Annotated in this window: 23 protein-coding genes; 19 read left to right on the top strand and 4 right to left on the bottom strand. The window is 61.0% G+C overall.

Going from position 1 to position 24,779, the window contains the following annotated elements; genetic code table 11:
* Positions 1–109: 109 nt before the first annotated feature.
* From purH to DW112_RS02780, 4 genes are all read left to right on the top strand, one after another.
* The gene (gene purH / locus DW112_RS02795) at positions 110–1,717 is read left to right on the top strand and encodes a bifunctional phosphoribosylaminoimidazolecarboxamide formyltransferase/IMP cyclohydrolase (protein WP_117654896.1); all 1,608 of its coding nucleotides are present in this window, start codon (positions 110–112) and stop codon (positions 1,715–1,717) included.
* A 222-nt stretch (positions 1,718–1,939) separates the two neighbouring features.
* Entirely contained in the window at positions 1,940–2,671 is a 732-nt protein-coding gene (locus DW112_RS02790) for a hypothetical protein (protein WP_118328273.1), read from the top strand.
* Between the two features lie 179 nt (positions 2,672–2,850).
* Complete coding sequence (locus tag DW112_RS02785) at positions 2,851–3,522, top strand: response regulator transcription factor (protein ID WP_118328272.1); 672 nt, start codon at positions 2,851–2,853, stop codon at positions 3,520–3,522.
* A gap of 9 nt (positions 3,523–3,531) precedes the next feature.
* On the top strand, positions 3,532–4,575 hold the full coding sequence (locus DW112_RS02780; protein ID WP_118328271.1) for a sensor histidine kinase: 1,044 nt from the start codon (positions 3,532–3,534) through the stop codon (positions 4,573–4,575).
* A gap of 202 nt (positions 4,576–4,777) precedes the next feature.
* Here the strand turns inward: DW112_RS02780 and DW112_RS02775 are convergent, their stop codons facing one another.
* Positions 4,778–5,215, bottom strand: coding sequence for a universal stress protein (locus tag DW112_RS02775; RefSeq protein ID WP_006235921.1), 438 nt, complete (start codon positions 5,213–5,215; stop codon positions 4,778–4,780).
* A gap of 249 nt (positions 5,216–5,464) precedes the next feature.
* On the opposite strand from DW112_RS02775, the gene DW112_RS02770 reads away from it, so the two are divergent.
* Both DW112_RS02770 and DW112_RS02765 read left to right on the top strand, forming a co-directional pair.
* Positions 5,465–6,445, top strand: coding sequence for an undecaprenyl-diphosphate phosphatase (locus DW112_RS02770; RefSeq protein WP_117799806.1), 981 nt, complete (start codon positions 5,465–5,467; stop codon positions 6,443–6,445).
* A 333-nt stretch (positions 6,446–6,778) separates the two neighbouring features.
* Entirely contained in the window at positions 6,779–9,679 is a 2,901-nt protein-coding gene (locus tag DW112_RS02765; RefSeq protein WP_118328270.1) for an ATP-dependent helicase, read from the top strand.
* A gap of 398 nt (positions 9,680–10,077) precedes the next feature.
* Here the strand turns inward: DW112_RS02765 and DW112_RS02760 are convergent, their stop codons facing one another.
* Both DW112_RS02760 and DW112_RS02755 read right to left on the bottom strand, forming a co-directional pair.
* Positions 10,078–11,010, bottom strand: a complete 933-nt coding sequence (locus tag DW112_RS02760; protein WP_369834907.1) for a type I phosphomannose isomerase catalytic subunit — start codon at positions 11,008–11,010, stop codon at positions 10,078–10,080.
* A 75-nt stretch (positions 11,011–11,085) separates the two neighbouring features.
* Positions 11,086–11,805 (bottom strand): GntR family transcriptional regulator, encoded by a 720-nt coding sequence (locus tag DW112_RS02755; RefSeq protein ID WP_117637077.1) that lies wholly within the window; start codon positions 11,803–11,805, stop codon positions 11,086–11,088.
* Positions 11,806–12,107: 302 nt separating this feature from the next.
* Here DW112_RS02755 and DW112_RS02750 point away from each other — a divergent pair, with 302 nt between their 5' ends.
* From DW112_RS02750 to nhaA, 7 genes are all read left to right on the top strand, one after another.
* The gene (locus DW112_RS02750) at positions 12,108–13,508 is read left to right on the top strand and encodes a glycoside hydrolase family 1 protein (protein WP_118328268.1); all 1,401 of its coding nucleotides are present in this window, start codon (positions 12,108–12,110) and stop codon (positions 13,506–13,508) included.
* Positions 13,509–13,628: 120 nt separating this feature from the next.
* Positions 13,629–14,972 carry a PTS sugar transporter subunit IIC gene (locus DW112_RS02745; RefSeq protein WP_118328267.1) on the top strand — a complete coding sequence of 448 codons (1,344 nt, stop codon included), beginning with the start codon at positions 13,629–13,631 and terminating at the stop codon, positions 14,970–14,972.
* Positions 14,973–15,133: 161 nt separating this feature from the next.
* Positions 15,134–15,436, top strand: a complete 303-nt coding sequence (locus tag DW112_RS02740) for a PTS sugar transporter subunit IIB (protein WP_118271091.1) — start codon at positions 15,134–15,136, stop codon at positions 15,434–15,436.
* A gap of 18 nt (positions 15,437–15,454) precedes the next feature.
* On the top strand, positions 15,455–15,778 hold the full coding sequence (locus DW112_RS02735; protein ID WP_117637130.1) for a PTS lactose/cellobiose transporter subunit IIA: 324 nt from the start codon (positions 15,455–15,457) through the stop codon (positions 15,776–15,778).
* A gap of 240 nt (positions 15,779–16,018) precedes the next feature.
* Positions 16,019–16,972, top strand: coding sequence for an ROK family protein (locus DW112_RS02730; RefSeq protein ID WP_233545844.1), 954 nt, complete (start codon positions 16,019–16,021; stop codon positions 16,970–16,972).
* A 168-nt stretch (positions 16,973–17,140) separates the two neighbouring features.
* Complete coding sequence (locus DW112_RS02725) at positions 17,141–18,064, top strand: manganese-dependent inorganic pyrophosphatase (protein WP_118066282.1); 924 nt, start codon at positions 17,141–17,143, stop codon at positions 18,062–18,064.
* 267 nt (positions 18,065–18,331) lie between these two features.
* Entirely contained in the window at positions 18,332–19,690 is a 1,359-nt protein-coding gene (gene nhaA, locus DW112_RS02720) for a Na+/H+ antiporter NhaA (protein ID WP_118066280.1), read from the top strand.
* 373 nt (positions 19,691–20,063) lie between these two features.
* Here the strand turns inward: nhaA and DW112_RS02715 are convergent, their stop codons facing one another.
* Positions 20,064–20,318: a hypothetical protein gene (locus DW112_RS02715; protein ID WP_022093864.1), complete on the bottom strand. Its 255-nt coding sequence runs from the start codon at positions 20,316–20,318 to the stop codon at positions 20,064–20,066.
* Positions 20,319–20,467: 149 nt separating this feature from the next.
* On the opposite strand from DW112_RS02715, the gene DW112_RS02710 reads away from it, so the two are divergent.
* The 6 genes from DW112_RS02710 (at position 20,468) to hypB (ending at position 24,763) form a co-directional block, all read left to right on the top strand.
* Complete coding sequence (locus DW112_RS02710; protein WP_118066278.1) at positions 20,468–21,772, top strand: aminotransferase class I/II-fold pyridoxal phosphate-dependent enzyme; 1,305 nt, start codon at positions 20,468–20,470, stop codon at positions 21,770–21,772.
* A gap of 66 nt (positions 21,773–21,838) precedes the next feature.
* Positions 21,839–22,153, top strand: coding sequence for an STAS domain-containing protein (locus DW112_RS02705; RefSeq protein WP_089572422.1), 315 nt, complete (start codon positions 21,839–21,841; stop codon positions 22,151–22,153).
* 153 nt (positions 22,154–22,306) lie between these two features.
* The gene (locus tag DW112_RS02700; protein WP_158555265.1) at positions 22,307–22,879 is read left to right on the top strand and encodes a twin-arginine translocase TatA/TatE family subunit; all 573 of its coding nucleotides are present in this window, start codon (positions 22,307–22,309) and stop codon (positions 22,877–22,879) included.
* Complete coding sequence (gene tatC / locus DW112_RS02695; protein ID WP_199574631.1) at positions 22,879–23,661, top strand: twin-arginine translocase subunit TatC; 783 nt, start codon at positions 22,879–22,881, stop codon at positions 23,659–23,661. Before DW112_RS02700 ends, tatC begins: the two co-directional genes overlap by 1 nt.
* 6 nt (positions 23,662–23,667) lie before the next feature.
* The gene (locus DW112_RS02690; protein WP_118328265.1) at positions 23,668–24,024 is read left to right on the top strand and encodes a hydrogenase maturation nickel metallochaperone HypA; all 357 of its coding nucleotides are present in this window, start codon (positions 23,668–23,670) and stop codon (positions 24,022–24,024) included.
* Between the two features lie 55 nt (positions 24,025–24,079).
* Positions 24,080–24,763 (top strand): hydrogenase nickel incorporation protein HypB, encoded by a 684-nt coding sequence (gene hypB, locus DW112_RS02685; protein ID WP_117640380.1) that lies wholly within the window; start codon positions 24,080–24,082, stop codon positions 24,761–24,763.
* Positions 24,764–24,779 lie beyond the last annotated feature (16 nt).

Raw genomic sequence — 24,779 nt, 5'->3', positions numbered from 1 at the left:
GCTCGATGCGCTACATTGAATCAGTATTTTCAATGCCGCTGCGCGAGCGCTGCAGATCGACGTATCACCGACTCACAGAGCACGGCGGCGTACCAGACAGGAGGACTGCATGGGATCTGATGTGAAGATCGCACGCGCGTTGATCTCGGTTACCGATAAGACGGGCGTCGTCGATTTCGCACGGACGCTGGTTGACGACTTTGGCGTCGAGATCATCTCTACGGGCGGCACGGCTCGTGCCATCGAGGACGCGGGCGTTCCCGTAACCCCCATCGAGGAGTTCACGGGCTATCCCGAGATGATGGACGGCCGCGTCAAGACGCTGCACCCCAAGGTCCACGGCGCGCTGCTGGCCCGCCGCGATTCCGAGCAGCACATGCAGGAGGCCGCTCAGCACGGCATTAAGCTGATCGACCTGGTCGTCGTCAACCTGTACGAGTTCGAGAAGACCGTCGCTAACCCCGAGGTCACCTTCGCGGATGCCATCGAGCACATCGACATCGGTGGTCCCTCCATGCTGCGCTCTGCCGCCAAGAACGCCGCGAGCGTTACCGTCATCTCCGACCCGGCCGACTATGATGCCGTCCTGGCCGAGATGCGCGAGACCGGTGGCTGCACCACGCTTTCCACCCGTCGTCGCCTGCAGGTGAAGGTCTACCAGACCACCGCCGCCTACGACACGGCCATCTCCCGTTGGCTTGCCGCCCAGGCAAGCGACGTGGCGGACACTTCTGCCAAGCTCGAGATCTCGCTGGAGAAGGTCGACGACCTGCGCTATGGCGAGAATCCTCAGCAGAAGGCTACGGTCTACCGCTTTGCCGAGGGCTGCGAGAACACCGCGAGCTCGCAGTTCCCGCTCGTTGGCTCCGAGCAGATCCAGGGCAAGCCGCTCAGCTACAACAACTATCTGGATGCCGATGCCGCTTGGAACCTGGTCCGCGAGTTCGACGAGCCGGCCTGCGTGATCCTCAAGCACCAGAACCCCTGCGGTTCTGCCGTTGCCGAGGACATCACGGCTGCCTACGACCGCGCCTTCGCCTGCGATCCCAAGAGCGCCTTCGGCGGCATCATCGCCTGCAACCGCGAGGTTCCCTATGAGCTGGTCGAGCACTTTGCCGATCAGAACAAGCAGTTCGTCGAGGTCATCATCGCCCCGAGCTACACTGCCGAGGCGCTCGAGCGCATGGCCAAGCGCCCCAACCTGCGCGTGCTGGCTACCGGCGGCGTGGACCACGGCGCCCAGGTGGAGCTGCGCTCCATCGACGGCGGCATGCTGGTGCAGGAGGTCGACCACGTGACCGAGGACCCCGCGACCTTTACGTTCCCCACCGACCGCAAGCCCACCGACGCCGAGATGGCCGAGCTCGAGTTTGCCTGGAAGGTCTGCAAGGGCGTTAAGTCCAACGCCATCCTGGTCTCCAAGGGTAAGGCCGGCATTGGCATGGGCCCGGGTCAGCCTAACCGCGTTGACTCTGCGCTGCTTGCCTGCGAGCGCGCCGAGGACTTCTGCGAGCGCGAGGGCGTGGAGAAGGGCGGCTTTGCCTGTGCAAGCGACGCGTTCTTCCCGTTCCGCGACAACGTCGACGTGCTTGCTGCACACGGCGTGACCTGCATCATCCAGCCCGGCGGCTCCAAGCGCGACGACGAGAGCATCCAGGCCTGCAACGAGCATGGTATTGCGATGGTCTTCACGGGTGCCAGGCATTTTAGGCACTAGGGCTTTCCCAAGCACCCGACCTTGCCCCTCAAACCGTCGCTTGCGTACATTTAGTACGCGGCGCTCCTCTTTCGGGGCAATCTCGGGCACTTGGAAAACCCTTAATGGGATGTTGTTCTATCCCATTAAGTTGATCGGTCGCCTGACCATATCGTCAAAATAATCTCTGCAAAAGACGGTCGCTCCGTTTGGAGGGCCGTCTTTTTGGTATAAGAGGACGGAATGACTAACACGAAAGGTATGACCATGCCCCAGATTGATGATGCCGAGCTGTTTGGCAATGCCGAGGACCAGCGTGCGTACGAGGACTTTTGCGCCAATCAGGAGGCGGTCGAGAAGTTCACGCTCGACAAGCCCGCGCTTGTCTGCCGTTGGCGCATGTCCAACAAAAAGGTGCCCATGCTCAACCGCCACATTCGCGCGCTATCCGAGCGCCTGGTGCAGGGCGAGCCGCTTACCCATAACATGCTCAGCTGGGCCAAACAGCACGTTGAGTGGTCGCTTGCCGAAGGCGACTACACCGCACGCGACGGCGTGCTCATGCTGGTGATCGACATCAACGGCAACGCCGCCATGACGGTGGGGGAGTACGAGCCGCTCGCCGATACGTCGGCCAAGGCGCTGCGTGCCCGCTCTGCCGAGGCCCGCTCCGAGGCTGACGAAACTGGTGTGGCGCCCGAGCTGCTCGCCGCCGTCAACAACGGCGAGCTCGCCTTTGTGGCGCCGGCGGACGAGTTCCTGTGCGGCACGGCGACGCTCATCGAGCAGCTGGCCCAGACCAAGGGCATCCCGGTCACGCGCGTAGACATTCCCGCACAGCTCAAGGGCGCCTTGTTCCTGGTAAGCGACGAGCACGGCGTGGTGCCTGCCACCGACGCCGACGCCGCCGAGTCTGATGCCGCGACGGTCGCCTTCTTCGCCGACGGCTACGAAAAGCTTCGCGCCCGCCGCTAAATGATTATTCTGGGACGGGGATTAAAGAATCATTTTGGTTCCCGCCACCGCTGCGAGTGCGAGGCGGACAAAACGCCCCCGCTCGCGAACAGTTCTGTCACCTTGGCGACGTGCGTGGCGCGCACCTGCAGTTTCGCAGCCATAATGGTGGCAAGACAACCAAGAGGGGAGCGGAATCCATGGCGCTGATTTATATCGTTGAGGACGACGAGCCCATTCGTCGTGAGCTTATCGACATCCTTGCCCGCGCCGGGTTTGAAATCGAGGCCTGCGAATCGTTCGAGCATGTCTCGCGCGATATTCTCGCCGCCGCGCCCGATCTGGTGCTGCTCGACCTCACGCTTCCCGTCAAGGACGGCCAGCATATCTGCCACGAGGTTCGCCGCGAATCCGAGGTCCCCATCATCGTCCTCACGTCGCGCACGACCGAGATCGACGAGGTCATGGCCATGACGCTCGGCGCGGACGACTTTGTTCCCAAGCCCTATAGCGCCCGTGTGCTCGTGGCGCGCATCAATGCCTTGCTGCGTCGCACCGCGGCGGCGGGCGAGCGCAGCACGCTCGTCCACAAGGGACTGGAGCTCGACCTCGCACGCTCCATGGTCACCAACACGCAAACGGGCACCAGCACCGAGCTCACCAAAAACGAGCTGCGTATCCTCTCGCTGCTTCTGAGCCGCGCGGGCAAGATCGTTTCGCGCTCGGCCATCATGCAGGACCTGTGGGACTCCGACGCCTTTGTGGACGACAATACGCTCACCGTCAACATCAACCGTCTGCGCACCACGCTCGAAAAAATCGGCATCAAGGGGTATTTGACCACGCATCGCGGCCAGGGCTATTCGGTCTAGGGGCTGGTCATGTCGTTTGCCAAGTTCTTTAAAGACGCGCTGCTTCCCGTCGCCGTGTGGGCGTGCGGCGTGCTGCTGAGCTGCTTTGTGCTGACGGTCGCCGGCGCACCCGTTTCTATCGTGGTCGTGGCGGTCGGCGTGTCCTTTATCTTTGGTATGCTCGGCATCGTGATCGAGTACGCGCGCCGTCGTCGTTTTCTGCGCCAGCTGGAGCGTGCGGCTGAGGAGCTCGAGAGTCCCGCATGGGTGCAGGAGATGGTGCAATGCCCGACCTATGTCGAGGGCGAGCTCGAGTACGAGGTCCTGCGCCGGGTGGGCAAGGCGGCATGCGACGAGGTTGCCGAAGGCCGGCGTCAGACCGATGACTATCGCGACTATATCGAGAGCTGGGTCCACGAGGCCAAGCTGCCCCTGGCGGCGGCCCATCTGATTTTGGAAAACCTGGATGGCAGCGAAGACGACCTGTCGCGTGTGGATGACCTGGGTCGCGAGCTGGCTCGCGTGGAGCGCTATATCGACCAGGCACTGTACTACGCGCGCTCGGAAGTCGTGGAGCGCGACTACCTGATTCGTCGCTGGAATCTCAAGACCTTGGTGACGGGCGCGATTAAAGCCAACGCGCGCGAGCTTATCGCGGCGCACGTGGCTCCGGTGTGCGAGAACCTCGACTTTGAGGTCTTTACCGACGAGAAGTGGCTCGAGTTTATTCTAGGCCAGCTTATTCAGAACAGCATCAAATATGCGCGCGAGGACGGCGCAAAGATCGTGTTTTCGGGCGCGTTGCTGGACGAGGGCCTGGCGAGCGAACGCATCGAGCTTACCGTCGCGGACAACGGCTGCGGCGTGAGCGCGGCCGACCTGCCGCGCGTGTTCGAGAAAGGTTTTACCGGCGACAACGGCCGCACCACCAAGCGCGCAACGGGCATCGGCCTCTACCTGGTTGCGCGTCTGTGCTCCAAGATGGGTATCGATGTCACCGCGGCATCCGACTCCGGCGAAGGCTTCGTCGTAACATTCGCGTTTTCAACGAATAAGTTCCAATATTTCGAGTAACGCACGCGGCAGACGTCCGCCCAAACAAAACGTGCCACCCCAAACGGGGCGGCACGCCATCTTTTATCAGCCAACTCGCTGAAGTAAGGCTGCGAAGGCCGCGGGGCCGGGAGGGGTTTCCTAAGGGCATATCCCGCAGCCGCAACGCGGCGAGGACGTGCCCGTGGAAACCCCGCAGGCCCCGCGGCCGGTGGGAGCAACGCTACTTCACAACCAAAATGTCGCAGTCCGTATTGCGCAGCAGGAACGTCGAAATTGAACCCAGCAGCGCATACTTGATCGAGGACAGGCCGCGGGCGCCGCAGAGCACCAGGTCGGGCTTAACCACGTCGAGCATCTCGTCCTTGAGCGTCTCGCGAATGCGGCCGGCGCGAATCATGACCTCGACCTCGGGAATGTCGGGATTGGCCTTGGCCTCTTCGAGCTGCTTGGCGATGGAGTTCTTAAATGCCTCCTCTAGGCCGTTGACCAGGTCGACCGGATAGGAGCCGGCGCTCTCGAGTGCCGTGGAATCGATAACGTGGCCGATAATCAGCTTGGCGCCGTTGTTCGCGGCGACCTTGATGGCGCGTGCGAGCACAAAATCCTGCTGCTCAGTACCGTCGAGTGAAACAAATACCTTGGTGTAGCCCTCGTTCATGGTTTCCTCCTTGGTCTATCGCACGGGCGCGGGGCTCGTGCGTCGGGCGGGCGCGGGTGCGTTGACCGCCGGACACTTTATCTTGTTGCAGTTATACCCAAGGATTTCGGTTTAACTGCTCGCAATTCTGTGAACGGGCGAGTTTTTTGGTAAGGGTAGGCGCGGTCGCACCGCCAACGGTTGATAATGGGACATCGCCCGCATCGTCCGCAGAACATCTACCGGCGGGTGTCTAACGAGGGGGTCCCTTTGGATATTATCGAGCTTCTAAAATCTGCCTTCATGGGCCTGGTCGAGGGCATCACCGAATGGCTGCCCGTTTCGTCGACGGGTCACATGATCTTGGTGGACGAGTTCGTCAAGATGAACGTGAGCGAGACGTTCTGGAATATGTTCCTGGTCGTGATTCAGCTCGGCGCCATTCTGGCCGTCTGCGTGCTGTTTTTCCACGAGCTCAACCCGTTCTCGCCCAGCAAGGGCAAGGAGGGCCGTCGCGACACCTGGGTGCTGTGGGGCAAGATTGTGCTCGGTTGCATTCCTGCGGCGGCGATCGGCCTGCCGCTCAACGACTGGATGGAGGAGCATTTCTACAACGCTCCCGTCGTGGCGCTGGCGCTCATTGTGTACGGCGTGCTGTTTATCGTGATCGAGAACTGGCGCGCAAACAAGCGCGAGGAAATGGCCGTTGCCGGTTCGTTTGGTTCGCGTGCTGTGGTGTCGGGTGGACGTCCCGCCGGTGCGCACTTTGCGGCGCCCGCCACGGCTACCGCTGAGGATGAGGACGATGACGAGAACCTGGACTTTGGCTCCATCGCCACGCTCGAGGACCTCAGCTGGAAGACTGCGCTGGGTATCGGCTGCTTCCAGGTGCTTTCGCTGGTGCCCGGTACGTCTCGCTCCGGTTCTACCATCATCGGCGGCCTGCTTTTGGGCTGCACGCGCTCGGTGGCGTCTAAGTTCACGTTCTTCCTAGCCATCCCTGTCATGTTTGGCGCGAGTGCGCTCAAGCTGGTCAAGTACTTCATCAAGGGCGGCACGTTCGGCACCAACGAGATCGCCATCTTGGGCGTGGGCTGCGTTGTTGCCTTTGTGGTTTCGCTCATCGCCATCAAGTGGCTCATGGGCTTCGTCCGCCGTCACGACTTTAAGTGCTTCGGTGTTTACCGCATCATCCTGGGCATCGTAGTGCTCGCATACTTCTTCGTTCTGGAGCCGATGCTCGGCCTTTAACTTAGTCGACGCTGCGCGGCGGCCAGAGCGACAGCTTGTCATTCAAAGAGGGTGGCATGACCAAAAGGTCTATGCCGCCCCCTTTTCATGCCAATTTGTTCGCCCTGACCGTCGCTCGCTGCTGCTGCCATGACATCGGCGGTTTCGTGATTGTCAATAGATTGGTGCAAAGTAACCTGACCCCATTGCGCCAAATCCGCTGGGGCGGGCCTGACGGTGGCGCACGGAGTCGTGGTGTGATTTGCGTCGGTGTCCGCGCGGCTCGGTATACTGGTACGGCTCAAACTATGGCGCTGCCCGCAGGCGCGCCGTCCGTCAGATGAGGAGTCGCCCATGACCCAGCCCTTGCCCTGGGAAAAGAACGCCGCGGTACCCGTGCCGCCTGCGCCGGAACCCGTGCCGCTCGATGCATACACCGCCCCCGCTGCGCCGGAGCCCGAGCTCGTTCCGCTCGACATCTACGACGCCCCGGCTCCGGCGCCCAAACCTGCCAAGCCGCTCGTCGATATCGATAGCCTTAACCCCGCCCAGCGCGAGGCGGTCCTGACCACCGAGGGCCCGCTGCTGGTCCTTGCCGGTGCTGGCTCGGGCAAGACCCGCGTCCTGACCTTCCGCATCGCTCATATGCTCGGCGACCTGGGCGTTAAGCCTTGGCAGGTTCTTGCCATCACGTTTACCAACAAGGCCGCTGCCGAGATGCGCGAGCGTCTGGCGGCACTCATCCCAAGCGGCACTCGTGGCATGTGGGTGTGCACCTTCCATGCCATGTGCGTGCGCATGCTGCGCGAGGACGCCGACCTGCTGGGCTATACCGGTCAGTTCACCATCTACGATGACGACGACTCAAAGCGCATGGTGCGCGACATTATGCAGGCGCTCGGCATTGAGCAAAAGCAGTTCCCCATCAACATGATCCGCAGCAAGATCAGCTCGGCCAAAAACGCCATGATCGGGCCCGAGGACATGCTCAAATCCGCTGACAGCCCCAATGACAAAAAGGCCGCGCAGGTCTACTTGGAGCTGGAGCGCCGCCTGCGCGCCGCCAACGCGATGGACTTCGACGACCTGCTTGTGCGCACGCTCGAGCTGCTGCGCACCCGCCCCGAGGTGCTCGACAAGTATCAAGAGCGCTTCCGCTACATTAGCGTCGACGAGTATCAGGACACCAACCACGTCCAGTACGAGATCGCCAACCTGCTGGCCGCCAAGTACCAAAACCTTATGGTCGTGGGCGACGACGACCAGTCCATTTATAGCTGGCGTGGCGCCGACATCACCAACATCCTGGACTTTGAGCAGGACTTTAAAAACTGCAAGACCGTCAAGCTGGAGCAGAACTATCGCTCTACGGGCCATATCCTGAGCGCCGCCAATGCCGTTGTTCGCCACAACTCGCAGCGCAAGGACAAGCGCCTGTTTACGGCCGAGGGCGATGGCGAGAAGATTCAGGCTTTCCAGGCAAGCGACGAGCGCGACGAGGGTCGCTGGATTGCCGGCGAGATCGAGAAGCTGCATGCCAAGGGTACGAGCTACGACGATATCGCCGTGTTCTACCGCACCAACGCCCAGTCGCGTATCCTCGAAGATATGTTCCTGCGCGCGGGCGTGCCCTACAAGATCGTCGGCGGCACGCGATTCTTCGACCGCGCCGAGATCCGCGATGTCATGGCCTACCTCAAGATGATCGTGAACCCGGCCGACGAGATGAGCGTCAAGCGCGTCATCAACACGCCGCGCCGCGGCATCGGCTCCACTTCGATCCAAAAGATTGAGCAGCTGGCGCGCGACAACCGTTGCTCGTTCTTCCAGGCCTGCGAGATCGCAACAGCCGAGACGGGCATGTTTAGTGCCAAGGTGCGCAACGGCCTGTCGAGTTTTGTGGCGCTGGTGCGCGAGGGCCGTCGCATGGACGGCGAGCTCAAGGATGTCGTCGAGATGATTGTCGACAAGACGGGCCTGCTGCAGGCGTTCCGCGCCGAGGGCACCATGGAGTCCGAGAGCCGCGCCGAGAACATCCAGGAATTCCTGGGCGTCGCTGCCGAATTTGAGGAGACGCACGAGGATATCGAGGGCACGCTCGAGAGCTTGGAAGAGCTGCGTGCAGCCGGTGTTGCCGATGTGCCTGTCAGTGCCGAGCCCGAGCCCGTCGTGGTGAGTGCGCCCGCGCCCGAGCCGGGGCCGTCCGCTCCGGCATCCTCGTTTGAGGCACTTGTCGGCGCTCGTGACGCCGCGGGCTCCAATCCGCTCGATAGCCTAGCCGCCCCGGCGTTCTCGCCGCAGGATGCCTTGGCCGCCGCCATCGCGGGCAACGCCTATGCCGCACCGACGGAGCTGCCGGCGGGTGCTGTACATGCCGACGAGATCGAGCGCACCTATGGCCCGCTCACTTGCAAGGCGTTGCCGGCGCTCATGGAGTGGCTGGCCCTGCGCTCCGACTTGGATTCCCTGGCCGGCGAGACGCATGCCATTACCATGATGACCATCCACTCCGCCAAGGGCCTGGAGTTCCCGGCGGTGTTCGTGGCCGGCATGGAGGAGGGTATCTTCCCGCACGTGCACGACTTTGGCGGCAGCGATGACCCGGGCAAGCTCGAGGAGGAGCGGCGCCTGGCCTACGTTGCCATCACGCGTGCCCGTAAGCGCCTGTTCCTGACCTATGCGGCCACGCGTCGCACCTACGGCTCGACCTCTGCCAACCCGCGCTCTCGCTTCCTCAACGAGATTCCGTTTGAGGATATCGAGTTTAGCGGTATCGGTTCTGCCGGTTTTGAGGGCACGGGCTGGGAGAAGCGCGGCGACCGTCACGGCACCTTTGGCTCGGGCATGGGCTCGGATATGTATGGCGGCAAGGTGTTCGGTTCGCATACGCGCTCGACCGGCGGTTCCGGTTCGCGCGGCGGATCGAGCTTCGACGATTTCTTTGGTGGCAGCACCTATGGCACCGAGCGCCATCGCGGGGTTTCGCCCGACGCCGGCCGTGTTGCCTCGACCTTTGGTTCGGGCGCGCCGCGAGCTAAAAAGCCGTCGTCCAAGGTGTCGCCGACGGTGGAGCGCAAGGTCGATCGCGCCAGCGCGTCGCAGGACTTTGCCGCGGGCGATACCGTGAGCCACAAGACCTTTGGCACCGGTACCGTGATCTCGGTCGCCGGAGACATGATCGAGGTTCAATTCGAAAAGACCGGCCAGACCAAAAAGCTCATGAAGGGCTTTGCACCGATTGTCAAGCTGTCGTAATCCCGGCGGCCCCGGACAGGCGCCAAGGACAACGTCGCCTGCTCGGACAGTCCTGCGCAAGACGGAGGCCACATTAAGTGGCCTCCTTTGCGTGCGGAACTCGCGATCGACGTTGTCCTTGCCGCCTGTCCGGGGCCTTGGGTAGCGTTGCTTGCGAGCGTCGCTCTGCCTGTTCGCTTTTTGGTCTGGAGAGCCGGGTGGGCTGATATATGGATATGAGTAGGGGCTCTCCCGCACATGAACGAGGGGCCCCTTGTGCTTTGGCCTTTGATGATTGAACGTTTTATGCTGCTCAGCATCATTTCAATTAGTTACTAAAATGTTTATGAAATGAGGCAAGGGGCTCTCCCGTATGTGGACGGGGGAGCCCCTTGTTGCGTTTGGGTTGTTGTGGTGGCTTACAGGTGCGAGATGATCAGTTCCATTTTGCCTTCGAGGTCGATGGAGGTGACGGTGCTGGGGGCCAGCAGGTGGCTTCCCTTGTGGACTGCCTCGCCGCAGACGGTGCCTTCGCCGTCGATGACCGACAGACACATGAAGGGCCAGTGCTGGTCGAGGGTCTTGCTGCCGTTGACGCGCACGCGATCGACGGTGTAGCAGGGGTTGGACTCGAGCTCGGTCACGCCGTCGACCTCGGGCGCGGTCACGGTGCCGTCGGTCGGAGCCTGGACATTAAAATCGATGCAGTCGAGGCTCTGCTCAATGTGCAGCGGGCGCAGCTTGCCGTCGGTGCCGGGGCGGTCGTAGTCGTACAGGCGATAGGTCACATCGCTCGACTGCTGCGTCTCCAAAATGAGCGTGCCGGTCTTGATGGCGTGCACAGTACCGGAGTCAATCTGGAAAAAGTCGCCCTTGTGGATTGGCAGCACGTTGAGCATGTCATCCCAGCGGCCGTCCTCGATCATCTGTGCGGCCTCGGCGCGGTCATGCGCGCGCTGTCCGACGATGATTGTGGCGCCGGGCTCGCAATCCAGCACGTACCAGCACTCGGTTTTGCCCAGGCTGCCGTTTTCGTGCTCGGCGGCGTACTCGTCGTTGGGATGAATCTGGATCGAAAGGTCGTCCTTGGCGTCCAGAATCTTAATGAGCAGCGGGAACTCCTTGCTCTCGCAGTTGCCAAAGAGCTCACGGTGCTCGGACCACAGCCACGACAGCGTGTGGCCGGCATACGGGCCCTCCGCAATCTGGCAGTCGCCGTTGGGGTGGGCCGAGATGGCCCAGCACTCACCGATGGGGCCCTCGGGAATGTCGTAACCAAATACGGTTTCGAGCTGGCGGCCTCCCCAGATTTTTTCGTGGAAGATCGGCGTCAGTTTAATCAAATCGGACATGTTCATACCCCCATTGTGTTGCGCGGCCGCCCACTCCAAACGAGCCATAGTGAGCGCCCGTATGACTACAAAAACTTATGCCAGCGTTACGTTGTGCAGCTCAAAGCGGTCGCCTACGTTGTGCGAGATAGAATATTCAAACGCGGTGCCGCTATCCAAGAAGCCAATCTGGTTGAGTTCGAGCAGGGGAGAGCCGGGTTTGGTATCCAGGCGCTCAGCCTCTTCCTCAGTTGCCGCGACAGCGCGAATGGTGCGATGGAAGCTCGAAATCTTCAGCCCGCATTGCTCGCGGATAAAGCCGTAGACCGATCCGTACAGGTCCTTCTTTTTAAGGCCCGGGATCAGTTCGAGCGGCATATAGGTGTACTCGATGACGATGGGCTTCTCGTCGACCTGGCGCACGCGCACGATGTGATAGGCGAAGTCATCCTCGGCCATTCCCAGCTGGGTCGCAACCTCTGCCGGTGGATTGACGATCGAGAAATCGTAGACCACCGAGGTCACCTTTTCCCCGCGGTGCTCATACGAAAAGCCCTGGGCACGGTCGTTCTTGCCTTGAAAAAACACCTGGCCGGGAAGCCCCGCCGTGTCCTTGACGTAGGTGCCCGATCCGCGCCGGCTGGTAATAAGGCCTTCCTCGGTGATCTGCTCAATCGCTCGTTTGACGGTGATTTTGGAAACGCCATAGAGCTCACAGAACTCAACGACGGTGGGCAACTTATCGCCCGGTTTAAGTGCGCCGTCCTCGATGCTTCGACGGATATCTGCAGCTATCGCCTCGTATTTGGGAATCATGCAATCCTCCCTTCATATTTGCGTCGATATTTAGAAAGTATACCTACTTAAAAAGCATCCATATGGCTTTCATGAAAGAAGTTCGATAAAGAAAAATGAAAAAGACGCTTTACATAGAAAATTAGAGCGCTATGGTTATAGACAACAAGCGAGATGCATTGGCGTTTCCTTGTACTGTTTGAGGACGGTTTTGTTTTGGCGGGTTGGATATCGGTATGACCGGTGCGCGCCCGCGCCGGATAACCTGCCAGAGCAAACCCGTCTCCAACCGGAAGCTCTAAGACACGAAAGCGAGGACTTTGATGGCTCAGTATCAGCTGCCCAGCGACTTCTTCTTTGGCGCCGCTATGTCCGGCCCGCAGACTGAGGGTCAGTGGAACCAGGGCGGCAAGCTCGAGAACCTGTGGGACACCTGGTCCATCCAGGATCTGGGTTCGTTCTACAACTGCGTTGGCTCTTATGCCGGTAACGACTTTATGACCAAGTACCAGGAAGACTTTCGCATTCTGAAGGACTTGGGCCTGGATACCTATCGCACTTCCATCCAGTGGAGCCGTCTGCTCGATGCCGACGGCAACCTTAACGAGGAGGGCGCCGCGTGGTATCACGAGCTGTTCCGCGCCTCTCGCGAGGCCGGCCTGGAGCCGTTTGTCAACTTGTACCACTTTGACATGCCCACCTACCTCTTTAACCGCGGCGGCTGGGAGAGCCGTGAGGTCGTCGAGGCTTACGCGCATTACGCCGACGTCGCCTTCCACGAGTTTGGCCAGGAGATTAAGTACTGGTTCACCTTTAACGAGCCCATCGTCGAGCCCGAACAGCGCTATCAGGAGGGCGTGTGGTTCCCGCAGCTCCACGACTTTAGCCGCGCCCGCACCGTGCAGTATCACATCTCGCTGGCACATGCGCTGGCCGTGGCCAACTATCGTCGCGCCTATGACGAGGGCGTTATTCGCGCCGATGCCAAGATCGGCATGATCAACTGCTTTACCCCGGTCTACACCAAGCAGAACTCCAGCGAGGCAGACCTTGAGGCCGTGCGTATGACCAGCGGTATCAGCAATCGCTGGTGGCTCGACCTTATTACCAAGGGTGAGCTTCCCGCCGACGTGCTCGACAGCCTGGCCGAGGGCGGCGTTAAGCTCCCGTTCCGTGCCGGCGACCAAGAGATCCTCAAGCAGGGTGTTGTCGACTGGCTCGGCTGCAACTACTACCACCCCACGCGCGTTCAGGCGCCGGCGAGCAAGATCGACCAGTACGGCCTGCCGCACTTTGCCGACGAGTATGTGTGGCCCGACGCCGTTATGAACGAGAGCCGCGGCTGGGAGATCTACCCGCAGGGCCTCTACGACTTTGGCATGGACTGCGCCAAGAACTACCCCGATCTTGAGTGGTTCGTTTCCGAGAACGGCATCGGCATCATGGACGAATACAAGAACCGTGACGCCGAAGGAACCATCCAGGATGACTACCGCGTCGACTTTGTGCGCCAGCACCTGGAGTGGGTTGCCAAGGCAATCGCCGAGGGCGCCAAGTGCCGCGGATACCATTATTGGGCCGTCATCGATAACTGGTCTTGGGCAAATGCCTTTAAGAACCGTTACGGTTTTGTCGAGGTCGACCTTATGGACGGCTACAAGCGCCGCCTTAAGAAGTCGGCAGCTTGGCTCAAGCAGGTCGCCACGACCCACGTGGTTGACTAGCGACCGGGCGAACGCCCAGACCGTGCGCCGCCGCGCGCAACACATGGCACATCTGGTGGCAGAGGGCGACAGGCCACCGTGCGTATAGGAAAAGGCCGGATTTGAAAGTTAGGAGCAATCATGGCCAGTGACAACGGAAAGAGCTTCCTCGACAAGTTTGCCGAGGTCTCTGCGAAGGTGGGAAACCAGGTTCACCTGCGTTCCCTGCGTGACGCCTTCGCGACCATCACGCCGCTCTATATCCTTGCGGGTATCGCGGTTCTTATTAACAACGTCGTGTTCCCTCTGTTCCCGCTCGATGCGGCGGGCCTTGCCAATCTTCAGACGTGGGGTTCGGCAATTACGCTGGGCACCCTCAACGTCTCTGCCATTATCTTGGCCGGATTGATTGGCTACAGCCTCGCTAAGAACAAGCGTTTCGATAACCCGCTCGCTTGCGTGGTCGTCGCCATCTCTGCTTTCGTCATCATGATGCCGCAGCAGATCACCGCCACGCTTGCCGCCACGAGCCCGCTGCTCACCGACAAGATCACCTCCGCCGAGGTCACGGGCGCCCTTTCGACTGCCAACACCGGCACCAACGGTCTGTTCTCGGCTATTATCATCGCCCTGCTTTCCGTCTCGCTCTTCATCAAGATTTCTGGCGTCGAGAAGCTCAAGGTTAAGCTGGGCGAGGGTGTGCCTCCCGCGGTCTCCAACTCCTTCAACGTCATGATCCCGATGCTGCTCAACCTCGCAATCTTCGCTCTTGCCGCAGCCCTGCTCGCCGTGTGCGCCGGCACCGATCTGTGCGACATCATCTCCACGTGCATCTCCAACCCGCTCAAGAGCATCATGAACGCCGGTCCGTGGGCTGTTATCCTCATCTACACCCTTGCTAACCTGCTGTTCTGCGTTGGTATTCACCAGTCCACCATCTCTGGCGCTACCGTCGAGCCGATCCTGACCATGCTCATCGTCGACAACATGGCTACCTTTGCCGCCGGTGGCACCATCCAGCCCGATCACTACATGAACATGCAGATCGTTAACAGCTTCGCCCTCATCGGCGGCTCGGGCTGCACCCTCATGCTTCTGCTCGACACGCTCCTGTTCTCCAAGAACAAGGCTTCCGAGACCGTTTCCAAGATGGCTATCCTGCCTGGTCTGTTCAACATCAACGAACCGGTTATCTACGGTTACCCCATCGTGTACAACCTGCCGCTCATGATTCCGTTTGTCCTCCTTCCCGATCTGTTCATCGGCATCACCTATGGCCTTACCTGCGCAGGCATCATCAGCCCCTGCATCGCCCAGGTGCCCTGGACTATGCCTCCCGTCATCAATGCCCTGCTCGCTACGGGCTTTGACTGGCGCGCCGGCGTGTGGCAGGCTCTCGAGATTGTCATTGGCATGGCCGTCTACCTGCCCTTTATGAAGATTTCCGAGAAGGCAATCGCCAAGCAGGAGGCTCTCGCCGAGTAGAACGCCTAACGTTCGTCCCTTTCACCTTTGCGGGCGCCGGTACGCGGTGCCGGTGCCCGCAGCTCTCTCCCTTGCGTAAAGATGCAGGGGGGTGGGAACAATAGCCGCAAAGAGTGAAACCAGTCGTCGTCTGCGCGCCGCGCAGTTATAAGGAGGAAACCATGAAGAAGATCATGCTCTGCTGCAATGCCGGTATGTCCACGAGCCTGCTGGTCCAGAAGATGCAGGCCGAGGTCGCGAACCGTGGCTTGGAAATTGAGATCGAGGCTCGCCCCATGAACGAGGCCCACGATCACCTGGACGAGTGCGACATGTTGCTGCTTGGCCCGCAGATCGGCTACACCAAGGGCGATTTTGAGAAGGAGGCCGCTGGCCGCTTCCCGGTCGAGGTCATCAACATGGTCGACTACGGCCGCATGAACGCTGCCGGCATCATCGACCACTGCGTCAGCGTGATGGGCTAGGTGCAGCATATGGAGGATATGAACGAGTTGCAGATGACCTGCTTCGAGATCATCAGCTACGTCGGTACCGCCAAGAGTATGTACATCAATGCCGTGCAAAAGGCCAAGGAGGGCGATTTTGACGCTGCCGAGGAGCTTATCAAGCAGGGCGACGAGGCCTATAACGGTGGCCACGATGTCCATATGGGGCTCCTTAAAAAGGAGGCCAACGGCGAGCGTAACGGCGAGGCCCCGTTGATTCTGCTGCATGCCGAGGACCAGATGGCCGGCACCGAGACCATGCGCGTCATGGCGACGGAGCTCATCGAGATCCACAAGCAGCTGCAGGCGCTTCAGGCCTAGTCGGCGTTATCGCCGCGATGGACCGTGCAGTCCAACAGACAATACAGTCCCTTTCACGGGCGCCGGGAGCCTCCGCCTCTCGGCGCTCGTTGTTTTTGGCAAAGGTTTACGCGGCCTGTTGGCTGGTACCGCGTGTTTCCCCAGATAAAACCTACCAAACAAACCTGTCCCTTTTTGGTAGGTTTTTGCCTTGGGAGCGGTACCATACAGGCAATGTTTAAACGAGAAAGGTGGGCTCCCATGGAACCTAAGCAGTACTATATCGGCATTGACGTCGGCGGCACTTCGGTTAAGGAGGGCCTGTTCGACGAAGACGGTAACCTGCTTGCCAAGGCCAGCGTGCCTACGCCTCCCATCGTTGACGCTGCGGGCTTTGCCGCGGTGACCGAGGCTATCGACCAGGTGGTTGCCAAGGCGCAGATTCCGCGTGCCTTTGTGGCGGGCATTGGCCTGGCTGTTCCGTGCCCTATCCCGGCGTCGGGCGATGCCAAGGTCAAGGCCAACATTGCCATTAACCTGCCCGAGCTTAAGATCGCCATCCAGGAGCACTGCCCCGACGCGGTCGTTAAGTACGAGAACGATGCCAACGCCGCTGCCATGGGCGAGGCCTGGCTCGGCTCTGCCAAGGGCGTGCAGAACGTCGTGATGGTCACCATCGGTACCGGCGTGGGCGGCGGCGTTATCGTTAACGGCGACGTGGTGTCGGGCGTTGTGGGTGCCGGCGGCGAGATTGGCCACATGTGCCTGAACCCGGCTGAGGAACGCACCTGCGGCTGCGGCGGCCATGGCCATCTGGAGCAGTATTCCAGCGCCACCGGCGTGGTGAGCAACTACCTTGCCGAGTGCGAAAAGGCGGGCGTCGAGCCCATCGAGCTGACCGGCCCCTCCGATTCCAAGGACGTGTTCCAGGCCTGCCGCGAGGGCGACAAGCTCGCGCTGGCCGCGGCCGATACCATGGCCGACTATCTCGGCCGCGCACTGGCGCTTATTGCCAACGTGGTTGATCCCGAGATGTTCCTCATCGGCGGCGGCGCCTCCGCCTCGGCCGATGTCTACCTCGACAAGGTTCGCGAGCACTTTAAGCAGTACGCGCTTTCCGCCTCGCGCGAGACGCCCATTAAGGTCGCTTCGCTCGGAAACGACGCCGGCATCATCGGTGCCGCCTACGTAGCCCTGCGCGCCGCCGGCAAATAGCTGGTGCAAGGGGGACAGGTTACTTTGCACCAACATGGTGCAAAAGGGACAGCCTTGGCCCCCGTGCCTGCGCCCCAAAATATGCCGTGGCCCTTCCGTCTGCGAAGGCTCGGCATCGGCGTGCTACCATAGCTACGTCCAAGTACACATATCAAGTGGAGGATATCCATGGCAAACGTTCTTGTCTTTGGTCACCAGAACCCCGATAACGACGCCATCATGAGCGCCGTCGTCCTGTCCCAGCTGCTCAACCAGGTTGAGTATGCCGGCAACACCTACGAGGCCTGCGCCCTTGGTCAGCTTCCGGCAGAGTCCGCCAAGCTGCTCGCCGACGCCGGCATTGCCGAGCCCCGCGTGATTGAGTCCGTCGAGGCCGGTCAGCTTGTCGTCCTCACCGACCACAACGAGTCCGCCCAGTCCGTCGCGGGCCTTAAGGACGCCACGGTCTTTGGCGTCGTCGACCATCACCGCATCGGCGACTTCGAGACCGCCGGCCCGCTGCATTACATCTGCCTGCCCTGGGGCTCCAGCTGCACCATCGTCACCAAGCTCGCCGGCGTGCTCGGCGTTGAGCTTTCCGACGTACAGGCCAAGCTGCTGCTCTCGGCCATGATGACCGACACGCTCATGCTCAAGAGCCCCACCACCACCGATGTCGACCGCGCCGTCGCCGCCAAGCTCGGCGAGCAGGTGGGCGTCGACCCGGTCAAGTTTGGCATGGAGGTCTTCCTCACCCGTCCGTCCGGCTCCTTCACTGCAGCCGAGATGGTCGGCAACGACATCAAGATGTTCGAGCCCGCTGGCAAGAAGCTGCTCATTGGCCAGTACGAGACCGTCGACAAGAGCCGCGCACTCGGCATGATCGACGAGATCCGCGAGGCCATGCGCGCCTACGCCGCCGAGAAGGGCGCCGACGGCATTGTCCTGTGCATCACCGACATCATGGAGGAGGGCTCGCAGGTCCTGCTCGAGGGCGAGACCGAGGCTGCTCAGAAGGGCCTGGGCATTGCCGATGAGTACGACGGCGTCTGGATGCCGGGCGTCCTCTCCCGTAAGAAGCAGGTCGCTGCCCCCATCATGGCCGCCTGCTAGGTTTAGTTGACCGAACGCCACGACCGGATCGCGGACGCCCCGCGCTCCGGTCGTTTTTTGTGCACGGCGCCGCGTCGTCTCCCGGACAGGCGTGCCCGTGCCGTTGAGCAAATAATGTTCAACCTGTGGTTCCGCTTTTCGGCCACGCCTGCGTGCTTGTCGCGCAGGGTAGGCTAGATGCAAGCGTAATACGTTAGAGCGCGGCGCCGCCACTTGGGCGGGCCGTGCTTTTTTAAGACGGGAGCTTTCCCGTGAAAGGAGCCGCCCATGGCAGCACCCGAGCAGCTGTTCAACGTTCGTGAACGCAAGCGCTTTGAACGTCACGACATCTGGGAGCGCATCGCCGAGAACGGCACGATTTCCGCCGCGGTTATGGTCATCGCCGCCATCGCCGCCGTCATTTGCGCCAATACCGATGCCTACGAGGCCATCCATCACTTTTTGGAGACCCCGCTGTATGTGGGTCTGGGGCATTTGACGGCTGGCCTCACCGTTGAGCTTTTCGTCAACGACTTCCTCATGGCGATTTTCTTTTTGTTGGTGGGCATTGAGCTTAAGTACGAAATGACGGTCGGCGAGCTCAAGAATCCGCGTCAGGCCATGCTTCCCATGCTGGCGGCCGTGGGCGGCGTCGTCGTTCCCGCCTGCATCTACCTGATCTTTAACCATGCCGGCGCCCGCAACGGTTGGGCCATCCCCATGGCAACCGATATTGCCTTCGCGCTGGGCGTGCTGTCGCTTTTGGGCAATCGCGTGCCCAACGGCGTGCGCGTGTTCTTCTCGACGCTCGCCATCGCCGACGACCTCATCTCCATCGCCGCCATCGCCATCTTCTACGGTCAGAGCCCCAATCCGTTTTGGTTGGGCGCCGCCGCGCTTGTGACCTGCGCGCTCGTGTGGCTCAACAAGACGCAGCATTACCGCCTTGCCCCGTATTCGGTACTGGGGCTGCTGCTGTGGTTCTGCATGTTCAAGAGCGGCGTACATGCCACGCTTGCTGGCGTCATCTTGGCCTTTACCATCCCGGCCAAGTGTGGCGTCAAGCTCGATAGCCTCACCGATTGGCTGGGCGAGTGCCTGCCGCTGCTCGATGACCGCTACGATGATGAGGCACACATCCTGGGCCAGCATGACTTTACCGTCTCGACAACCAAGGTCGAGCGCGTCATGCACCGCGTGACCCCGCCGCTTATCCGCATGGAGCGTCTGATCTCCACGCCGGTCAACTTTGTGATCCTGCCGATCTTTGCGTTCGTAAACGCTCAGGTTCGCTTAGTGGGCGTGGACATGAGCACGCTGCTCACCGACCCGGTGACGCTCGGCGTGTACTTTGGCATGCTGCTGGGCAAGCCGATCGGCATCTTTGGTATGACGTTTGCCCTGGTTAAGCTTAAGGCCTGCGAGCTGCCGCACAATGTCAACTGGCACATGATTGCCGGCGTGGGCATTCTGGGCGGTATCGGCTTTACCATGTCGATTCTCATCAGCGGCCTTGCCTTCCCGACGGCCCAGTTTGAGGTTCTTGCAGCCAAGGCCGCTATTCTCGCCGGTTCGGTCACCGCAGCCGTGCTCGGCATGATCTACATGAGCGTGGTCTGCAAGCATCTCTCGCCCAAAGACGAGTAAGAGCGCGAAAACCGGCTCCAGAACCGATTCGGGCGCGTTCAAAATGCGGATTCGGGCGGTGCTTGCCGCCTGCCAGACACGCCAGTGGTCAAAAAACGCCGTTTGTGAGTACTGTCACAAACGGCGTATCATTTTAGGTGCGGAAAATAATGAACAAAGTTATAAGAACTGTACGTTAATGAGTGACCATCGAATTCCAATTTGGCGCTAGCTGACGGTGATTAGGAAGTTTCAAGTCGAGTTTTGCCGATTTCGACCAAGAATCGCTGCTACTAAAAAGGTAACAGTACTCATATTTGCCCTTTTTTGGCCACAAGCCCTAAAACAAGCCTCGCCAAGGTCGGGAAGCGGGCCAAATCGCCGGCCTCGAGGCTTATTCCACCGTTCCGTAGACGGCGCCCCAGCCGTGGGCGGCCAAGGCGGAGTTGAGCTGGTCGCAAAGTGACTGGCGGTCGTAGTAGCCGGGCGGCAAAAGGTTCACGATCTCCATGAGGTCGGGCGCCAGGTCCAAGATTTCGGCCTGTACGATCAGATCCAGGCGGTCGATGGCGTGGCGGTCGTAAAACAGTCCGTCGACCAGGCGCTGCAAGTCGCCGAATTCCTCGGCCTGAAACGATCCGTACTCCATAGTGCCTCCTTGGGCGCCCCACGCCGGCATGCGCGGCGATTCGTAATTCATTGCGATGAACTTAATCTATCACGGCTTCATACCGTTGCGGCGGTGGCGGTCTATACTTAGACGAACTGCAACGTACCGCTTCGCGAAAGGTCGCACCCATGCAGACGATCTACCAGAAGATGGAAACCACCGAACTCGATGCCGCCATCGAGGCGCTTAAAGCCGAGGTTGCCGAGGTCAAGGCCAAGGGCCTGGCGCTCGACATGGCGCGCGGCAAGCCGTCGCCCTCCCAGGTGAACATTTCTCGCCCCATGCTCGATATCCTCAATGCCGATGCCGATCTGCACGACGGCAATGTCGACTGCTCCAACTACGGTTGCTTCGAGGGCATTCCCTCGGCACGCAAGCTGGCGGGGGAGTTCCTGGGTTGTCCTGCCGAGCAGACGCTCGTACTGGGCTCATCGAGCCTGCTGATCGAGCACGATATCGCCGGTATGTTCTGGCGTTGCGGCTCGTGCGGCAGCGACCCTTGGGAGGCTTACGAGGCAGCGCACGACGGCAAGAAGGTCAAGTTCCTGTGCCCCGTTCCTGGCTACGATCGCCACTTTGGCATCACCGCCGACTTGGGCATCGAGAACGTCCCCGTCGCGATGACCGACAACGGCCCCGACATGGACGAGGTTGAGCGCCTGGTTGCCACCGACGACTCCATCAAGGGCATCTGGTGCGTGCCCAAGTATTCCAACCCCACGGGCATCACCTTTAGCGAGGACACTGTGCGTCGCCTGGTCGAGATGCCCACGGCCGCGCCCGATTTCCGCATCTTCTGGGACAACGCCTACTGCGTGCACGACCTGTACGACGAGACCGACGAGCTCGCCAACATCTTCGATCTTGCCCGCGCGGCGGGCACCGAGGACCGCGTGGTGGCCTTTGCCTCGACGTCCAAGATCACCTTCCCGGGTGCCGGCATCGGCTTTATCGGTGCGAGCCCCGCGGTCATCGCCGAGTTCTCCAAGCGCCTGAAGGCCGGTCTTATTAGCGCCGACAAGCTCAACCAGCTGCGTCACGTGCGTTTCCTTCCCACCATCGAGGCGGTCAAGGAGCACATGAAAAAGCATGCCGAGTTCCTGCGCCCGCGCTTTGAGGCCGTTGAGCGTAAACTCACCGAGGGCTTGGGCAACACGGGTTGCGCCACTTGGACTCATCCCCATGGCGGCTACTTTGTGAGTTTCGATGGCCCCGAGGGCTCGGCCCAGAAGGTCGCCGCGCTTTGTGCCGACCTGGGCGTCAAGCTCACGCCGGCTGGTGCCACCTGGCCTTATGGCAAGGATCCGCGCGACACCAACATCCGCATCGCGCCGAGCTATCCCACGGTCGAGGACCTGGAGGCTGCGCTCGATGTGCTGGTGCTGGCTGTCAAGCTCGTCGCTGCCGAGCTTGCGCGTACCGAGCGCGCCTAACGCGTAGGGCCCCGCAAGTCCGCGCCTAGTACTATCCGCACTTTCGATACGTAAAGGAGCGTATACATGGATTTGGGTATTTCCACCAACCCCACGCCAGAGCTCTACACCATTAAGGTGACCGGTGAGATCGATATCTCTAACGCCGATAGCCTGCGCAATGCCATCGACCTGGCGCTCGAGCAGCCCACTGAGGCCGTTGAGCTCGATTTTGCCCAGGTGAGCTACATCGATTCGACAGGCATTGGCGTGCTTGTGGGCGCCGCACACCACGCAGCTGATCATGGTAAGCGTTTTAGCTGCGTCAACGTGCAGCCCCCGGTGATGCGCGTGGTTCAGCTGTTGGGTGTCGACCAGGAGATTTCGATCACCGCTGCATAATCTTTGCCCCCAAAAGGGCGTGCCGTTTGGCATATGTTTGTGATGCGCTCGGACGTTTTGGCGTCCGGGCGCTATACTTGACCGAATGAATAGACGAGTTCCGGCCGAATGGCGCGGTGCGGGCTCGACTCACATCGAGCCTTGGAGGTATGTGTGTTTGGTATTGGAGAGGGTGAGCTCGCGATCATCGTGGTCTTCGGCTTTTTGCTGTTTGGCCCGGATAAGCTCCCGCAGATGGGCCGCACGATCGGCCGTGCCATCCGTCAGTTCCGCGAGACGCAGGAAAAGATGACGGCCGTTGTTCAGTCCGAGATTATCGATCCGGTGAGCGAGGCCGCGTCGGCCCCGGTCAAGCCCAAGAAGACTGCTGCGACCGACGACGATTCCGATGCGGACGAGGATGCCGCCGAGACGGCAGCGCCCGCCAAGAAGGAGACCTTTGCCGAGCGTCGCGCCCGTCTTGCTGCCGAGAAGGCCGCAAGCGAGGGTGCTGCTGAGGGCGAAGGCGCTGTTGATGAGGCCGAGGGTACAGAGCCTGCTACTGCCGTCGAGCCCGAGCCTGCTGCAGAGCCCGAGCCCGAGCCGGCAGAGCCCACGACGGCTGACCTCTACGCCCGCCGTCCCCGCAAGCGCAAGGCTGTCGTCGACCAGCTCGCTCGCGAGCTCGAGGCCGAGGACGCTGCCGAGACTGCTGCCGCCGATGCCCCGAAGGGAGGCGATGAGTAATGCCTATCGGACCTGCGCGTATGCCGCTCTTCGATCACCTGGGAGAGCTCCGTCGCCGCCTGACCATCGTGGTCGTGTCGGTGTTTGCCGCCGCCATCGTGCTGTACTTTGCCACGCCCGTGGTGCTCGATATCCTCGAGGATCCCATCCGCTCGTTTGTGCCGGACGGTAAGTTCTACATCACCACCACGCTCGGCGGCTTTGGACTGCGCTTCTCGCTGGCCATCAAGATGGCCGTGGTCATGTGCACGCCCATGATCATCTGGCAGATCCTGGCATTTTTCCTGCCGGCACTGCGCCCCAACGAGCGCAAATGGGTCGTACCCACGGTGCTCGCCTCGACGGTGCTGTTCTTCCTGGGCGCCATCTTCTGCTACTTCGTCATTATTCCGGCGGGCTTTGAGTGGCTCATCGGCGAGACCTCGGCCGTCGCAACCGCGCTGCCCGACCTGGAGAACTACGTCAACATGGAGCTGCTCTTTATGATCGGCTTTGGTGTGGCGTTTGAGCTGCCGCTCATCATCTTCTACCTGTCCGTCTTCCATATTGTGTCCTATGCGGCCTTCCGCAGCGCCTGGCGTTACGTATACGTTGGCCTGCTCGTGGGCTCGGCTGTGATTACGCCCGACGGCTCGCCCGTTACGCTGGGTCTCATGTATGGCGCCCTGCTCTCGCTCTACGAGATTTCGCTTGCCATCGCTCGCGTGGTCATTACCGCGCGCGAGGGCAAGGAGGGCCTGTTCGTGAGCCGTCTGGACCTGTTCTCGGACGACGAGGAGTAAATCGGTATGCACGAGGTTGGCATTGTCAACGGCATGCTCGATACAGTGATTCGCGCGGCGCGTGGGGCGGGGGCCTCGCGCGCCGTTTTGGTAACGCTTCGTATCGGGGATATGACCGAGGTCGTGCGCGAGGCGCTCGACTTTGCGTGGGAGACGTTTCGCGATGAGGACCCGCTCACGCGCGGCTGCGAGCTTGCCGTGGAGGAGGTCCATCCACAAAGCGAGTGTCTGGACTGCGGCGAGGTTTTCGACCACGATCGCTTCCACTGTCGCTGTCCCCAGTGTTGTGGTGCCAACGTGCGCCTACTGCACGGCCGCGAGCTCGATATCGCAAGTATCGAAATCGAAACCCCCGACGATTAGCCCGCCAGCCACCTGGGAACGGGGTATAAAGGGGCCAAAGTAAGGAGCGCTAAGTATGGCCGAGAAAACGATTGATATCGCGTCGCCGATTCTGTCGCGCAACGAGCGCCTGGCAGATCAGCTGCGTCAGCGATTTGAGCAGACGAACACCTACGTGATCAATGTGCTGTCGAGCCCCGGCTCGGGTAAGACCACCACGATTCTGGGCACCAACGAGCGCCTGCGTGACAAAGCCGGCCTGCGCTGTGCCGTCATCGAGGGCGATATCGCCTCGGATGTCGACGCCATCACCATGAAGGAAGCCGGCATGCCCGCCATCCAGATCAACACGGGCGGCCTGTGCCACCTCGAGGGCAACATGATCATGGAGGCCGTCGACGCCTTCGACCAGGCCGTCGGTCTGGAGAACATCGACGTCATCTTTATCGAAAACGTGGGTAACCTGGTCTGCCCGGTCGACTTTGACCTGGGCGAGAACCTGTCCATCATGATTCTCTCGGTGCCCGAGGGCGACGACAAGCCCATCAAGTATCCGGGCATCTTCCAGCACGCCGGCGCGCAGCTGCTCAACAAGGTCGACGTGGCCCCGGCTTTCGATTTTGACATGGATAGGTATACTAAGACACTCGATGACCTCAATCCGCAGGCGCCGCGGTTTGCCGTGAGCGCGCGCAAGGGCGAGGGCATGGATGCCTGGTGCGATTGGCTCATCGGGCAGATTGAGCAAGCAAGGGCGTAAGTCGGCCGCCATAAGC

The organism is Collinsella sp. AM09-41, assembly GCF_003473245.1.
Taxonomy (GTDB): Bacteria; Actinomycetota; Coriobacteriia; order Coriobacteriales; family Coriobacteriaceae; genus Collinsella.
This window is presented reverse-complemented; position numbering and strand designations above follow the sequence as displayed.

What these genes read in the sequence shown, in the direction of transcription:
- DW112_RS02790 (WP_118328273.1), top strand. Translation starts at nt 1,940, where the DNA reads ATGACTAACACGAAAGGTATGACCATGCCCCAGATTGATGATGCCGAG.
- DW112_RS02760 (WP_369834907.1), bottom strand. Translation starts at nt 11,010, where the DNA reads ATGTCCGATTTGATTAAACTGACGCCGATCTTCCACGAAAAAATCTGG.
- DW112_RS02730 (WP_233545844.1), top strand. Translation starts at nt 16,019, where the DNA reads ATGGAACCTAAGCAGTACTATATCGGCATTGACGTCGGCGGCACTTCG.
- DW112_RS02725 (WP_118066282.1), top strand. Translation starts at nt 17,141, where the DNA reads ATGGCAAACGTTCTTGTCTTTGGTCACCAGAACCCCGATAACGACGCC.
- DW112_RS02705 (WP_089572422.1), top strand. Translation starts at nt 21,839, where the DNA reads ATGGATTTGGGTATTTCCACCAACCCCACGCCAGAGCTCTACACCATT.
- DW112_RS02740 (WP_118271091.1), top strand. Translation starts at nt 15,134, where the DNA reads ATGAAGAAGATCATGCTCTGCTGCAATGCCGGTATGTCCACGAGCCTG.
- hypB (WP_117640380.1), top strand. Translation starts at nt 24,080, where the DNA reads ATGGCCGAGAAAACGATTGATATCGCGTCGCCGATTCTGTCGCGCAAC.
- nhaA (WP_118066280.1), top strand. Translation starts at nt 18,332, where the DNA reads ATGGCAGCACCCGAGCAGCTGTTCAACGTTCGTGAACGCAAGCGCTTT.
- DW112_RS02690 (WP_118328265.1), top strand. Translation starts at nt 23,668, where the DNA reads ATGCACGAGGTTGGCATTGTCAACGGCATGCTCGATACAGTGATTCGC.
- DW112_RS02710 (WP_118066278.1), top strand. Translation starts at nt 20,468, where the DNA reads ATGCAGACGATCTACCAGAAGATGGAAACCACCGAACTCGATGCCGCC.
- DW112_RS02785 (WP_118328272.1), top strand. Translation starts at nt 2,851, where the DNA reads ATGGCGCTGATTTATATCGTTGAGGACGACGAGCCCATTCGTCGTGAG.
- purH (WP_117654896.1), top strand. Translation starts at nt 110, where the DNA reads ATGGGATCTGATGTGAAGATCGCACGCGCGTTGATCTCGGTTACCGAT.
- DW112_RS02715 (WP_022093864.1), bottom strand. Translation starts at nt 20,318, where the DNA reads ATGGAGTACGGATCGTTTCAGGCCGAGGAATTCGGCGACTTGCAGCGC.
- tatC (WP_199574631.1), top strand. Translation starts at nt 22,879, where the DNA reads ATGCCTATCGGACCTGCGCGTATGCCGCTCTTCGATCACCTGGGAGAG.
- DW112_RS02780 (WP_118328271.1), top strand. Translation starts at nt 3,532, where the DNA reads ATGTCGTTTGCCAAGTTCTTTAAAGACGCGCTGCTTCCCGTCGCCGTG.
- DW112_RS02750 (WP_118328268.1), top strand. Translation starts at nt 12,108, where the DNA reads ATGGCTCAGTATCAGCTGCCCAGCGACTTCTTCTTTGGCGCCGCTATG.
- DW112_RS02745 (WP_118328267.1), top strand. Translation starts at nt 13,629, where the DNA reads ATGGCCAGTGACAACGGAAAGAGCTTCCTCGACAAGTTTGCCGAGGTC.
- DW112_RS02765 (WP_118328270.1), top strand. Translation starts at nt 6,779, where the DNA reads ATGACCCAGCCCTTGCCCTGGGAAAAGAACGCCGCGGTACCCGTGCCG.
- DW112_RS02735 (WP_117637130.1), top strand. Translation starts at nt 15,455, where the DNA reads ATGAACGAGTTGCAGATGACCTGCTTCGAGATCATCAGCTACGTCGGT.
- DW112_RS02755 (WP_117637077.1), bottom strand. Translation starts at nt 11,805, where the DNA reads ATGATTCCCAAATACGAGGCGATAGCTGCAGATATCCGTCGAAGCATC.
- DW112_RS02775 (WP_006235921.1), bottom strand. Translation starts at nt 5,215, where the DNA reads ATGAACGAGGGCTACACCAAGGTATTTGTTTCACTCGACGGTACTGAG.